Source organism: Kocuria rosea (assembly GCF_023715525.1).
GTDB lineage: Bacteria > Actinomycetota > Actinomycetes > Actinomycetales > Micrococcaceae > Kocuria > Kocuria rosea_A.
The window spans coordinates 1-12,271 of sequence record NZ_JAMBOG010000003.1 but is presented as its reverse complement, the minus strand read 5'-3'; the positions used below and the strand labels follow the sequence as shown (position 1 = coordinate 12,271).

The window sequence follows — 12,271 nt, the reverse complement described above, 5'->3', positions numbered from 1 at the left end:
CTCAGCCCGTGGTCCGGTAGGACTCGCGCTCGCGCTGGTCGTAGGCGACCTGCTCCGCGACGGTGATCGCCCCGCCGCCCAGGTGCGCGGGCATCCACCACGCGCCCGGCGGGGGGGCCTCGGGATAGGTGGCGATGCAGTGGTCGATCCCCGCCTGCAGCGCCGCCCGCAGCCGGGCGCTGGCGGCGAGCACGTCCTCGCCCGGGCCCACGTGCAGCTCCGGGCCGACGTGCACCCGCACGGGGGTCCGCCACACGTCGCGCAGCCGGATCCCGCCGCGGCCGCGGGTGAGCATCCGGTGCCCGCCCCACACGGCGACGGGGACGATCGGGGTGCCGGTCTCGGCGGCCATGCGCGCGGCCCCGGTGCGCAGGGGGCGCACGGTGTAGCTGCGGCTGACGCCGCCCTCCGGGAACACGGCGACGAACTCGCCGCGGCGCAGCTTCGTGACGGCCTCGGCGTACGCGGGGGCCCCGTTCGCGCGGTCGACGACGACGTGGTCGCACAGCCGGCACACCGCGGTGACGAACGCGCTGCCGGTGTGCTTGCGGGTGATGAGGAACCGGGAGTGGGCCCGCAGCCGGCGCCAGATCACCAGCTGGGCGAACACGAAGTCGAGGTAGCCGAAGTGGGTGACCGCCACGACCGCGCCCCGGCCCGGGACGACCTCGCGGGTCAGCCCGTGCACGAGCTGGCCGGCGGGCAGGTGCTCCTCGCCGGACGCGAGCACGGGCACGCGGAAGAGCTTCGTGGCGGCCAGCCCGGCCAAGACGATGGCACGGTAGGCGTGCTTGCTGGGGCGCAGCGGCAGGGCCACGGTCCCTCCTCGGGGACGGGGCCCGCGCGGGCGGGCCGGGAACGGTCTGCCGAGAATCGTAGACCAGGACGGCCGTCCCGGCGCCCGCCCGCCGGGAGGTCCGGTGACCCGTCCCGGAGCGGACCTGCCCCGGCGGGCGACCGTGCCCGCGAAGTGCGGTCAACCCCCATACCGGACGGGCCCCGGGCCCCGCTACGCTGGCAGCACCGCGCCGATGCGGCCCCGTTCCCGACCAGGAGACCCCGATGTCCTACCTGCCTCCGTCAGCACCGCAGCCGCAGTACCGGGTGGAGAGCGACGACCGTACGATCGCGATCCTCACCCACCTCTCCGGACTGGTCGGCGCGCTGTTCTCCCTGGGCTGGCTCGGCTTCGTGGGCCCGCTCGTGGTGTGGCTCGTCCACAGGGACAGGAACCTGTTCCTGCGGGCCACCGCCGCCGGGTCCTTCAACTTCAACCTGTCCATGTGGTTGCTCAACGCGGCCGCGTTCGTGTGCTTCGCGACGATCCTGCTCATCCCGGTGGCGATCGTGCTGTGGATCGTCGCCTTCGTGGCGCTCGTCGTGTGCCACGTCCTGGCGATCGCCAAGGCCAACCGGGGCGAGGTCTACCGCTACCCGATGCAGCTGCCCGTGCTGCGCTAGCCCCCGGACCGGCTCACCCGCCGGCCGCCCGGGCCGGGGCGGCCGGCCGCGCCCGGTGGCCGAGCACGACGACCGCCACGAGGACGAGCAGGGCCGCGCTGAGCCCGGCGAAGCCGATCAGCGCCAGCACCGGACCGGCGAGCGCCCCGCCGGAGGCGCCCGCGAGGTTCATGAACAGGTCGGAGACGCCCTGCAGCGGCGGGCGCTGCGCCGGCGGGACGGCCTCGGCCACGAGCGCCGAGCCCGCCACGGTGGAGGCGGACCAGCCCAGCCCGAGCAGGACGAGGCTCGCGGTCACCAGCACGGGGGAGCCGGAGCCGAGCCAGGACAGGACCAGGCAACCCACGAGCAGCGCCTGGCCGAGCAGGACGGTGGGGCGCCGCCCCACCCGGTCGGCGAGCGTCCCGAACACGGGGGCCAGCGCGTACATCCCGGCCACGTGCAGACTGATCGTCAGGCCCACGACGCCCAGCGACGCCCCCTGCCCGGTGAGGTGCACCGGGGTCATCGACATCAGGGCGACCATCACGGCGTGGCTCAGCGCCACGGTGAGCACCGCCCGGCGGGCGCCGGGGGAGGCGCGCAGCACCGCGAGACCTCCCGCGGACGACGGCCGGCCCCGCCCCGCGGCCTCCCCGTCGGCGACGGCGACCAGCAGGGGGTCGGGGCGCAGCGCCGTGAAGTACAGGAGGGCGCCCGCGGCCTGGGCCACGAGGGCGATGACGAACCCGCCCGTGAGCCCGGGCAGCCCCAGGGCCCGGCCGATCGCCTCGCCCGGCCCGAACAGGTTGGGCCCGGCCACCGCGCCGAGCGTCGTCGCCCACACCACCAGGGACAGGTCCCGGGCGCGCGTGTCGTCGCGGGCCAGGTCGGTGGCCGCGAAGCGGGACTGCAGGCCCAGCGCCGAGCCCGCCCCGAGCAGGGCCAGGGCCACCAGCAGGACGGGGAAGCTGGCCAGCGCCGCCGCGCCGACCGTGAGCGCCGCCCCCGCCACGGCGACCAGGGCGCCGGTGCCCAGCGAGATCCGGCGGCCCCTCGCCCGGGCCAGCCGCGCCAGGGGCACGGCGAGCAGGGCCGCGCCCAGGGTGTTCATGGTGGCGGCCATCCCGGACCACGCCGGGGACCCCGAGACCTCGGTGAGCAGCAGCGCGCCCAGGGCCAGGGTCGCGCCCACGCCCAGTCCGCCCAGCACCTGGCCGAGGGCCAGCACGCGCACGACCCGCCGCTGCAGGGCGCGCCGGTCCGCCGCGCCGTCCGTCGGGTGCATGACGGCCATGCTATGCCCCCGGGGCGGGCGGCGGTGCGGTGTCCCGGCGGTCACCGGTGTGGTTCCATGCCGTCATGAGCCCCGATCCCCGCCCCGCCCCCGACCTCGTGGCCGGCGACGACGGCCTGGCCCGCCCCCGCTGGGCGGCGTCGGACCCGCTGCTGCGCGAGTACTACGACACCGAGTGGGGGCTGCCCGTGCGCGACGAGCGCGGCCTCTACGAGCGGATCTGCCTCGAGGGCTTCCAGGCCGGACTGTCCTGGGCCACGATCCTGCGCAAGCGCCCCGCGTTCCGGGCCGCCTTCGCGGGCTTCGACCCGGACGCGGTGGCCGGGTTCGGGGAGGACGACGTCGAGCGGCTCCTGGGCGACCCCGGGATCGTGCGCCACCGCGGCAAGATCGAGGCCGCCGTGGGCAACGCCCGGGCCACCGTCGCCCTGCGCGCCGAGGGCGGGCTGCCCGGCCTGGTGTGGTCCTTCCGCCCGGCCCGCACCCCCCGCCCGCGCACGTTCGCCGAGATCCCGACGCGCTCGCCGGAGTCCGAGGCACTGTCCCGGGCGCTGCGGGCCCGCGGCTTCCGCTTCGTGGGGCCCACCACGATGTACGCGCTGATGGAGGCGGTCGGCATGGTGGACACGCACCTGGTGGGCAGCCACCGCCGCGGCAGCGCCGGTGTGTGGCCGGAGCCCGGCGCTCCTGCGTAGGATGCCAAGCACCGAACCCGGCGGCGCCCCGCGCCGCCTTCCGGCAGGAGGCCCGGCCGTGTACGACAACAGCAAGCAGCGCAGCTCCGTGCTGCCCCTCGTCCTGAGCACCGCCGGCTCCGCCCTGGTCGGGATGGTCGTGCGCCGGCTGCGCCGGGACCGGGCCGTGGCCCGCGGGGCAGCGGCCCCGCGCAACGGCCGGCGCTCCGAGCCGGCCCGGCCGCGCCGGCGCACCCGCCGGGGCCCGGTGCTCTGAGCCGTGGCCCGCCACGAGATCAGCTGGGTCGACGTCTTCTCGACCGTGCCGCTGGGCGGCAACCCGCTCGCCGTCGTGCACGGGGCCGGCGACCTCGGCGAGGACACCATGGCCCGCTTCGCGCGCTGGACCAACCTGTCCGAGACCACCTTCCTGCTCGACCCCGAGGACCCGGCCGCCGACTACCGCGTGCGGATCTTCACCCCGGGCGGGGAGCTGCCCTTCGCCGGGCACCCCACCCTCGGCACGGCCTCCGCGTGGCTGGCCCTCGGGGGCGAGCCCGCCGGGGAGGACCTCGTCCAGGAGTGCGGGGCAGGGCTGGTGACCGTCCGGCGCAGCGGCGGGCAGCTGGCCTTCGCCGCCCCGCCGCTGCTGCGCTACGAGCCCGTGGCGGAGCCGGGGCTGCTGGAGCGGGTCGCCCGGTCGCTGCGGCTGGACCCGGCGGCGCTGCTCGACGTGTCGTGGCTGGACAACGGGCCCGGCTGGATCGGCGCCCGCGTCGCCGACGCCGCGACCGTGCTGGGGATCCGGCCCGACTGGGCGGCCATGGACGGGCTCAAGCTGGGCGTGGTCGGCGCGCACCCGGAGGGCACGGAGTGCGCGGTCGAGGTCCGCGCGTTCGTCGGGGACTGGGTGGTCGAGGACCCCGTGACCGGCAGCCTCAACGCCGGGATGGGCCGCTGGCTCACCGACAACGGGTGGACCCCGGACGCCTACGTCGCCGCCCAGGGCACCGTGCTCGGGCGCGCGGGGCGCATCGCGGTGCGGCGGGAGGCGGACACCGTCTGGGTCGGCGGGCACGTGGGCGCGGTGGCGCGCGGCGTCGTCGACCTGTAGCGCTCCGCGGCCCCGGCGGGTCCGCTCGGTATCGTGGAGCCATGACGACCCAGGACATCATCCCCCACCCGGACCGGACCCCCGGCACGGCCCAACCGGCCGCGCGCGAGCGGAGGTCCTGAGATGACCGTGCAGCGGCTCACCGCCGAACGGATCACCGACTCCGTGGCCTACCACGCCGAGGGGCCCTGCTGGTCCGAGCGCTGGGGCGGGCTGCGCTGGGTCGACATGCTCGCCGGGGACGTCCTGTCCCTCGGGGCCGACGGCCGGGTGCTGCGCACCCACGTGGGCGACGTCGTGGCGTGCGTGCGGCCCCGAGCCACCGGCGGAGCGGTGCTCGCCGTGGAGCGGGGCGTGGCCCTCGAGGACCCCGACGGCACCGTGCACCCGGCCCAGCTGCTCTGGGACAGCCCCGGGATCCGGATGAACGAGGGCGGCGTGGGCCCCGACGGGTGCCTGTACGCCGGGTCCATGGCCTACGACCAGGCCGAGGGCGCGGCGACCCTCTACCGGGTGCACCCGGACCTCACGTGGGAGCCCGTGCTCGAGGGGGTCACCGTCTCCAACGGGATCGCGTGGTCACCGGACGGCACCCGCGCCTACTACAACGACACGCCGACCGGGAAGGTCGACGTCCTCGACTGGTCCGAGGCCGGCGGGCTCACCGGCCGGCGGACCTTCGTGGTGCCGCAGCTGGAGGAGGGCGACGTCCACCCCGACGGGCTCACCGTGGACGCCGAGGGCGCTGTCTGGGTGGCGCTGCACGGCGCCGGCCAGATGCACCGCTACACGGCGGACGGCGAGCTCGACACCGTGGTGGAGGTCGCGGCGCGCCAGACCACCGCGTGCTGCCTGGGCGGAGACGACCTGCGGACCCTCTACATCACCACCTCCCGGGAGAACCTGGACGCCGACGAGGACCCCGCCGCCGGCTCCCTGTTCGCCGTGGGGGTGGCCGTGCCGGGACTGCCCGTGCTGCCGTTCGCGGGCTGAGCCCCCGCTCCGGCCGGGGCCTTGACCCTCACGCCACGGGAGGGTCCACAGTGGAGGACATGAACGGAACACGACCGGCGGCGGACGAAAGGCTCACCGTGGGGCAGGTGGCACAGCGCTTCGGCGTCACCGTGCGCACGCTGCGCCACTACGACGACGTCGGCCTGCTCACTCCCGGCGAGCGGTCGGCGGGCGGCTACCGCCTGTACACCGCGGCGGACCTGCTGCGGCTGCGCCACGTCGTGGTCTACCGCCGCCTGGGCTTCTCCCTCGGGGAGATCGAGCGGATCCTGGCCGCCGAGGACGAGGAGGCCGTCGTCGTGCACCTGCGCCGCCAGCGCGAGACCGTCCGGGCGAGGCTCACCGAGCTGGAGGACCTCGTCGCCGCGATCGACCGAGCACTGGAGGCAGAGATGACCGGAACCGACCTGACCCCGGAGGAGCAGCGCGAGCTGTTCGGGGAGGGCTTCAGCGACGAGTACGCGGCCGAGGCCGAGCAGCGGTGGGGCGGCACCGACGCGTGGGAGCAGTCCCGCCGTCGGGCCTCCCGCTACACCGAGGCGGACTGGCGGCGGATCACGGAGGAGGCCCAGGCCCTCAACCGCCGGTTCGCCGAGGCCAAGCGGGCGGGACGGCCCGCGACCTCGGCCGAGGCGATGGACGCCGCCGAGGCCGCCCGGCGCCAGATCCACGAGCGCTTCTACGACCTCACGCCGGAGTTCCACCGCCACCTGGGGGACCTGTACGTGGCGGACCCCCGGTTCACCCGGACCTACGAGGACCTCGAGCCCGGCCTCGCGCAGTACGTGCGGGACGCGATCCACGCCAACGCGGACCGCGCCGCGGGCTGACCGTCGGCCCCGCCCGCACCCCGCCCGCACCCCGGCCGCGCCGGTCGCCGGGGTGCGGGCGTCTACGATCGAGCGGAGGAGGCACCATGACCCAGACCCCCGGCCCGCCGCCGGACGTCGTCACCGACTCGATCCGGCTGCTCGCCGAGCAGGGCTGGGAGGCCACGACCGTGGACCAGCTCGCCCAGGCCGCCGGGATCAGCCGGGCCACGTTCTTCCGCAAGTACGGGTCCAAGGAGGACATCGTCTTCGCGGACCACGCGGCGAACCTCGCGGCGCTCGAGCGGCTGCTCTCCCACCCAGGGGCCGACCCCGCGGCGGTGCTGCGGGAGGGCGTCCTGCTCGTCTTCCGCCACCACCTCGACCACCGTGACCGCACGCTGGCCCGGCACGCCCTGCTCCGGCAGGTGCCGCAGCTGCGCGACCGCGAGCTGATCACATCCCACCGCTACGAGCGCGTCTTCCGCGGCTGGCTGCGCCGCGTCCTGCCGGAGAGCCCGCACCGCGAGACCGTCGCCACGGCCCTGCCCGCGGCGGCGGTGGCCGTGCACAACGCCCACCTGCGCGGCTGGCTGCGCGCGCCCGGCACCGACCCGTCCGCCGAGCTCGCCGCGCAGACCGAGCGCCTCGCCCGCACGCTGCTGGCCGGGTTCGACGACGCCGCGGGCCGGGCCGGGACGAGCGGGCAGGCCGCGGCCCGCCCCGCCGTCGTCGTCACCGTCCTGGACCCCGGCGCCGACACCGAGACGGTCGTGGCCTCCGTGCGGGACGCCCTGGACGGGCGGGCTCAGACCTCGTCGGCGAGGACCGCGTAGACCAGCTCGTCCCGCCACTGGCCCAGCTGGCGGTGGCTCTGCCGCAGGGTGGCCTCGCGGCGCATCCCGATGCGCTCGCAGACCTTGGCGGAGCCGGTGTTGAGGGCGTCCAGGCTCGCGCGGACGCGGTGGGCGCCCAGCTCGGCGAAGGCGAACTCGAGCGCCGCGCGGGCCGCCTCCGAGGCGTAGCCCTTGCCGGCGTGGTCCGGGTGGACGACCCAGCCGATCTCGACCTGGGCCGCTCCCGCGTCCGTCAGGGTCAGCACGATCTCGCCCACGAGCTCGCGCGAGCCCCGGGGGGAGACGGCGAAGCGCACGTGGTCGCCGTCGCGGTCCCACGGGCGCAGCCCGCTGTTGTCGGCCACGGCCCGTTCGCAGTCCCCGCGCGTGCGCGGGCCGCGCCACGCGTACTGCGCGTAGTCCTCACGGCTCTGGTAGGAGTACATGGGCTCGACGTCGGCCGCGTCGAAGCGGCGGAACGCCAGGCGCTCGGTCTGGGGAGGCAGCACGTCGATCATCAGCACCCAGACTAACGGGCCTCCCTGCGGCGGCGGAGGCCGCACAAGGACTTTGAGACTGAATGCCTTGACATGAGACTGAGTCTCAACGACAGTGGTGTCCATCACACGCCGACCAGGAGTCCGTCCATGGCACCCACCGCGGAGACCGCGTCCTTCCCCTCGACCGTCACCGTCCGGGTCGAGCACCCCGTCCTCCCCGGCCGCCACCGGCCCGTCGCCCTGGTCCGGCTGGACTCGACGACGCCGGGCGGGCTGATCATCTGGGGCTCCGAGGCGCTGCGCGGGTTCCGGGAGGCGGTCGGGGCCATCGACCAGTCCGCCGTCGAGGCGATCGTGGTCACGGGCAACGAGCGGTCGTTCGGGGCCGGGGCGAACCTCCAGGAGATCCGCTCCGCCCAGCTCGGCGGCGACTCGGACCGCTACGTCGGCCTGGGCCACGAGGCCTTCGGGCTCCTGGCCGACGCGACCGTCCCCACGTTCTCCCTGGTGACCGGCCAGGCCCTGGGCGGCGGCCTGGAGCTGGCCCTGCACACCGACCACCGCGTCGCCCACCGCCGCACGGGACCGCTCGGGCTGCCGGAGTGCCGGCTCGGCTTCTTCCCGGGCTGGGGCGGGGTGCACCTGCTGCCCCACCTGATCGGCCCGGCGGCCGCCCTGCGGATCATCGTCTTCGACTCCATGCGGGGCAAGCACCTCAAGGCGCCGGAGGCGCTCGAGCTCGGCCTCGTGGACGCGGTGCTCGACGCCGCCCCCGGGACCGAGGACTGGGAGGCCGGCTGGCAGCAGTGGGTGGCCGGGCGGCTCGGGGCGCTCGAGGCGGGGGAGTCCCGCCGCCGGGCCGGCACCCCCGGCGGCACGGGCGAGCGGGAGTGGGCCGACGCCGTCGCCCGGGCCCGGGACCGCGCGGAGCGCACCTGGCACGGCGCGGCCCCGGCCCCCCTCGTGGCCGTCGACCTCGTCGCCGACGCCCGCACCGAGTCCCGCACCGAGAACGGCGGGAAGGCCGTGCGCGCCTTCGCCGAGCTCGTGCGCGGGGACGTCGCCAAGGCCTCCCTCTACGCCTTCGAGCTCGTCTCCACCCGTTCCCGGCGGGCCGCGGACGTGCCCGACGCCGAGCCCCGGCCGCTCCGCAAGGCCGCCGTCATCGGCGCCGGTCTGATGGCCGGCCAGCTCGCCTCGCTCATCGCGGGCGGCGCCCGGATCCCCGTGGTGATGACCGACCTCGACGACGACCGGCTCACCGCCGGCGTGCAGCGCACCCGGGACCGCTTCGCCGCCCAGGCCGCCAAGGGCCGGATCACCGCGGAGCAGGCCGAGCAACTCTCCGCCCTCGTCACCGGAGCGACCCGGCCCGAGGACCTCGCGGACGCCGACTTCGTGATCGAGGCCGTCTTCGAGGACCTCGAGGTCAAGAAGGCGGTCCTCGCCCAGTGGGAGAAGCTCGTGCGCCCCGACGCGGTCCTCGCCACCAACACCAGCTCCCTGTCCGTGACCGCGATGGCCCGGGACCTCGCGCACCCCGAGCGCGTCGTCGGCTTCCACGTCTTCAACCCGGTGGAGGTGACCCCGCTGCTGGAGATCGTCGCGGGGGAGCGGACGGGCGACGTCGCGCTCGCCACCGCCTTCGGCCTCGCCGCGACGCTGCGCCGCACGGCCGTGCGGGTGCAGGACGCCCCCGGGTTCGTGGTGAACCGGGTCCTGACCCGGCTGTTCGACGTCGTCGTCCGGGCGGTCGACGCCGGGACGGACGTGCGCGAGGCGGACCACGCCCCCGACCCCCTGGGCCTGCCGATGACCCCGCTGCAGCTGCTCGACTTCGTGGGCCCGGCCGTGCAACACCACGTGGGCGAGACGATGCGCCGGGCCTACCCCGACCGCTTCGCCGGCTCCCCGTGGCTGGACGCCGTGGTCGGGGCGGGCCTCACGCACGTCCTGCCCACCGAGCAGGAGCCCGCCACGGGCGCCGACGGCTACCTGGCGGCCGGGGCGGCCGCGCTGCTGGAGCGCACCCGGACGGCGCACCCCGAGCGCGCCGCCGGCGCGCCGGGCTCCGCCGCGGGCCTGCTCGTCCGCATCCAGGACGCCCTCGCCGAGGAGATCGCCGCGATGCTGCGGGAGGGCGTCGTCGCCGGCCCCGAGGACGTGGACCTGTGCATGGTCCTCGGGGCCAACTACCCCTTCCACCTGGGCGGGATCACCCCGTACCTCGACCGCGTGGGCGCCGCCGAGCGCGTCACCGGCCGGCGCTTCCACCAGCACTGACCGGCTCCCGCACCACCACCACCGCAGCCCGACGGCAGCACCGCCGCACAACGAAGGATCCTTCACATGAGCGCCTTCCCCGAGACCGGCGAGAACCTGTTCCCCGCCGGCACCGTCGAGCCCGACTACGTCCTCGGCGAGGCCCTCGGCACCGACGCCGCCGGGGCGTTCGACGCGATCTCCGACGCCGACCGCGCGCACTGGATGCGTGCCCGGGCCTTCGTCCAGGAGGACCTGCTGCCCGTGATCGGCGAGCACTGGGACCGGTCGGAGTACTCCCTCGACCTCGTGCGCCGGCTCGGGGAGCTCGACCTGCTGCGCGACGGCGTGGCCGTCGACGGGTACGGGCCGATGTCCAAGACCGCCGCCGGCCTGGTCAGCATGGAGCTCTCCCGCGGGGACGGCTCCATCGCGACCGTCTCCGGGGTCCAGGGCGGGCTGGCCATGCGCTCGATCGCCGTGTGCGGGTCCGAGGAGCAGCGGCAGCGGTACCTGCCGCGGATGGCCACCGGGGAGCTGCTCGGCGCGTTCGCCCTCACGGAGCCCACCCACGGGTCCGACTCGGTGAGCCTCGAGACCCGTGCGACCCCCGCCGAGGGGGGCTGGGTGCTCAACGGCGAGAAGAAGTGGATCGGCAACGGGTCCATGGGCGGGATCACCGTGGTGTGGGCCCGCTCCGACGAGGACGGCCAGGTCCGCGGGTTCGTCGTCCCGCAGGAGAGCGGGGGGTACACGGGCACGACGATCCGCGGCAAGCTCGCGCTGCGCGCCATCCACCAGGCGCACATCCGCCTGGAGAACGTCTTCGTCCCCGCGGAGAACGCCCTGCCCGCCGCGCGCTCCTTCAAGAACACCGCCGAGGTCCTCTTCGCCACCCGCATCAGCGTGGCGTGGGGCGCGGTGGGCCACGCCCAGGCCTGCTACGAGACCGCCGTGCAGTACGCGAAGCAGCGCGTGCAGTTCGGCCGGCCCCTGGCGGCGTCGCAAATCGTCCAGGAGCGGCTGGCCCGGATGCTCAGCGAGCTCACGCAGATCCAGGTGCTGGTGGCGCGGATGACCGAGCGGGAGGAGGCGGGCAGCCTCACGGGGGAGCAGGCGTCACTGGCGAAGTACACCTCCACGCGCGCCGCCCGATCGATCGCCGCCAACGCCCGGGACCTCATGGGCGGCAACGGCATCCTCATCCAGAACCGGGTGGCCCGCCACTTCGCGGACATCGAGGCCCTGCACACCTACGAGGGCACCGAGACCATGCAGGCGCTGATCATCGGGCGCAGCATCACCGGGCTCTCCGCGTTCGCCTGAGCGGCCGGTGCACGAACGGGCGGGGCCCCCCGTCGGCAGATCCGACCGGGGGCCCCGCCCGTTCGCAGCGCGCGGCGCACCGCCGGCACTCAGTCCAGCGGGTCACCGCCGGCGTGGAACGAGTCGTTGCTCGAGTCGATCTCGTCCTCGAAGGCGTGGTTCTCCGGGACGTCCAGGTCCGCGAGGGCCTCGCCCATCCGCGGCTCGTAGGGAGGAATCTGCTCCTCCCCCTGCTCGTAGCGGTCCTCCTCCATCTCGTCGCGCTCCTCCTGCTCGCTGGGCACGTCCGGGTGGTCGAGGTCCACGCGCGCCGGCTCCTCCGACTCCTCGGCGTCCTCGCCCTCGATGAGCGGGTCGTCGCGCCAGTGGTCCGGGTCCAGCTCGGCGGCGCCCTCGTAGGTGTCGGGAGTCTCCGGCAGTTCTTCCGGTGAGGTGCTCATCTGCTGTCCTTTCGGGTCGCGGATACGGTGTTCCATCAGCCTACGCACGATCGGGCCCGTGCCCGGGTCCCGGCCGGGCCGTTCGCGCACCGCGTGCGCCGGCCGCCGGAGCACCGTCGCGGTCCCCGCAGCGCAGCCGCCCCCGGCGGCCGCCGCCCGGCTTCCTTCCGTGCTGTTGACGCCCCCGCGGAGCGTGTGTAATGTACTCCGAGTCGCCGCAGGGGACGCGAGAAATCGCCCCGGTCCGACGCCGCCGATCCAGGCGAACCACCCATCCGGTCGCAACGAGCCGGTGCCCGCTGAGCGGGAACCGCCGGTTGCAGCAGGGATGCGGAACGGATAAGCTGGACAGGTTGCTTCGGCGGCCGCGAGGAATCGTGGTGCTGGGCGGTTTCTTTTCTTCGAGTTCTGGGCCTTGGGGGTCTGGTTCTTGGTCTGTTGTTTGAGAACTCAATAGTGTGCCATGTTTGTTGATGCCAAATGTTTTGTTTGGTTGATTGGCCGTTGCTCGTTCCGCCTCCGTGGGGTGGGTGACGGTGTCAGCCTGGATCGTTCGGGT

At 75.2% G+C, this 12,271-nt stretch carries 13 protein-coding genes; 9 read left to right on the top strand and 4 right to left on the bottom strand.

What is annotated here, in order from left to right:
* Position 1: 1 nt before the first annotated feature.
* Positions 2-817, bottom strand: a complete 816-nt coding sequence (locus tag M3185_RS02505) for a lysophospholipid acyltransferase family protein (protein ID WP_251332098.1) — start codon at positions 815-817, stop codon at positions 2-4.
* A 245-nt stretch (positions 818-1,062) separates the two neighbouring features.
* Here M3185_RS02505 and M3185_RS02500 point away from each other — a divergent pair, with 245 nt between their 5' ends.
* Complete coding sequence (locus M3185_RS02500; RefSeq protein ID WP_251332097.1) at positions 1,063-1,461, top strand: DUF4870 domain-containing protein; 399 nt, start codon at positions 1,063-1,065, stop codon at positions 1,459-1,461.
* Positions 1,462-1,474: 13 nt separating this feature from the next.
* Here M3185_RS02500 and M3185_RS02495 read toward each other — a convergent pair whose 3' ends face one another.
* On the bottom strand, positions 1,475-2,737 hold the full coding sequence (locus M3185_RS02495; RefSeq protein ID WP_251332096.1) for an MFS transporter: 1,263 nt from the start codon (positions 2,735-2,737) through the stop codon (positions 1,475-1,477).
* Between the two features lie 65 nt (positions 2,738-2,802).
* On the opposite strand from M3185_RS02495, the gene M3185_RS02490 reads away from it, so the two are divergent.
* From M3185_RS02490 to M3185_RS02465, 6 genes are all read left to right on the top strand, one after another.
* The gene (locus M3185_RS02490) at positions 2,803-3,432 is read left to right on the top strand and encodes a DNA-3-methyladenine glycosylase I (protein WP_251332095.1); all 630 of its coding nucleotides are present in this window, start codon (positions 2,803-2,805) and stop codon (positions 3,430-3,432) included.
* 58 nt (positions 3,433-3,490) lie between these two features.
* Positions 3,491-3,688: a hypothetical protein gene (locus M3185_RS02485; protein WP_251332094.1), complete on the top strand. Its 198-nt coding sequence runs from the start codon at positions 3,491-3,493 to the stop codon at positions 3,686-3,688.
* Between the two features lie 3 nt (positions 3,689-3,691).
* On the top strand, positions 3,692-4,525 hold the full coding sequence (locus tag M3185_RS02480; protein ID WP_251332093.1) for a PhzF family phenazine biosynthesis protein: 834 nt from the start codon (positions 3,692-3,694) through the stop codon (positions 4,523-4,525).
* A gap of 123 nt (positions 4,526-4,648) precedes the next feature.
* Positions 4,649-5,518 carry an SMP-30/gluconolactonase/LRE family protein gene (locus M3185_RS02475; protein ID WP_251332092.1) on the top strand — a complete coding sequence of 290 codons (870 nt, stop codon included), beginning with the start codon at positions 4,649-4,651 and terminating at the stop codon, positions 5,516-5,518.
* Positions 5,519-5,577: 59 nt separating this feature from the next.
* Positions 5,578-6,369 carry a MerR family transcriptional regulator gene (locus M3185_RS02470; RefSeq protein ID WP_251332091.1) on the top strand — a complete coding sequence of 264 codons (792 nt, stop codon included), beginning with the start codon at positions 5,578-5,580 and terminating at the stop codon, positions 6,367-6,369.
* A gap of 86 nt (positions 6,370-6,455) precedes the next feature.
* Entirely contained in the window at positions 6,456-7,184 is a 729-nt protein-coding gene (locus M3185_RS02465; RefSeq protein ID WP_251332090.1) for a TetR/AcrR family transcriptional regulator, read from the top strand.
* On the opposite strand, the gene M3185_RS02460 is transcribed toward M3185_RS02465, so the two are convergent.
* On the bottom strand, positions 7,157-7,702 hold the full coding sequence (locus M3185_RS02460; protein ID WP_251332089.1) for a GNAT family N-acetyltransferase: 546 nt from the start codon (positions 7,700-7,702) through the stop codon (positions 7,157-7,159). The two genes, M3185_RS02465 and M3185_RS02460, sit on opposite strands and share 28 nt — an antisense overlap.
* Before the next feature lie 129 nt (positions 7,703-7,831).
* Between M3185_RS02460 and M3185_RS02455 the strand changes: the two genes are divergently transcribed.
* Together M3185_RS02455 and M3185_RS02450 are read left to right on the top strand one after the other, a co-directional pair.
* Positions 7,832-9,967: a 3-hydroxyacyl-CoA dehydrogenase NAD-binding domain-containing protein gene (locus M3185_RS02455; protein WP_251332088.1), complete on the top strand. Its 2,136-nt coding sequence runs from the start codon at positions 7,832-7,834 to the stop codon at positions 9,965-9,967.
* A 66-nt stretch (positions 9,968-10,033) separates the two neighbouring features.
* Positions 10,034-11,272, top strand: coding sequence for an acyl-CoA dehydrogenase family protein (locus M3185_RS02450; protein WP_251332087.1), 1,239 nt, complete (start codon positions 10,034-10,036; stop codon positions 11,270-11,272).
* 89 nt (positions 11,273-11,361) lie between these two features.
* Here M3185_RS02450 and M3185_RS02445 read toward each other — a convergent pair whose 3' ends face one another.
* Positions 11,362-11,712, bottom strand: a complete 351-nt coding sequence (locus M3185_RS02445; RefSeq protein ID WP_251332086.1) for a hypothetical protein — start codon at positions 11,710-11,712, stop codon at positions 11,362-11,364.
* Between the last annotated feature and the right edge of the window lie 559 nt (positions 11,713-12,271).

Excerpts from the sequence above, each read along its gene's own strand:
- M3185_RS02490 (WP_251332095.1), top strand. The coding sequence starts at position 2,803 with ATGAGCCCCGATCCCCGCCCCGCCCCCGACCTCGTGGCCGGCGACGAC.
- M3185_RS02445 (WP_251332086.1), bottom strand. The coding sequence starts at position 11,712 with ATGAGCACCTCACCGGAAGAACTGCCGGAGACTCCCGACACCTACGAG.
- M3185_RS02450 (WP_251332087.1), top strand. The coding sequence starts at position 10,034 with ATGAGCGCCTTCCCCGAGACCGGCGAGAACCTGTTCCCCGCCGGCACC.
- M3185_RS02460 (WP_251332089.1), bottom strand. The coding sequence starts at position 7,702 with ATGATCGACGTGCTGCCTCCCCAGACCGAGCGCCTGGCGTTCCGCCGC.
- M3185_RS02465 (WP_251332090.1), top strand. The coding sequence starts at position 6,456 with ATGACCCAGACCCCCGGCCCGCCGCCGGACGTCGTCACCGACTCGATC.
- M3185_RS02470 (WP_251332091.1), top strand. The coding sequence starts at position 5,578 with ATGAACGGAACACGACCGGCGGCGGACGAAAGGCTCACCGTGGGGCAG.
- M3185_RS02500 (WP_251332097.1), top strand. The coding sequence starts at position 1,063 with ATGTCCTACCTGCCTCCGTCAGCACCGCAGCCGCAGTACCGGGTGGAG.
- M3185_RS02475 (WP_251332092.1), top strand. The coding sequence starts at position 4,649 with ATGACCGTGCAGCGGCTCACCGCCGAACGGATCACCGACTCCGTGGCC.
- M3185_RS02495 (WP_251332096.1), bottom strand. The coding sequence starts at position 2,737 with ATGGCCGTCATGCACCCGACGGACGGCGCGGCGGACCGGCGCGCCCTG.
- M3185_RS02455 (WP_251332088.1), top strand. The coding sequence starts at position 7,832 with ATGGCACCCACCGCGGAGACCGCGTCCTTCCCCTCGACCGTCACCGTC.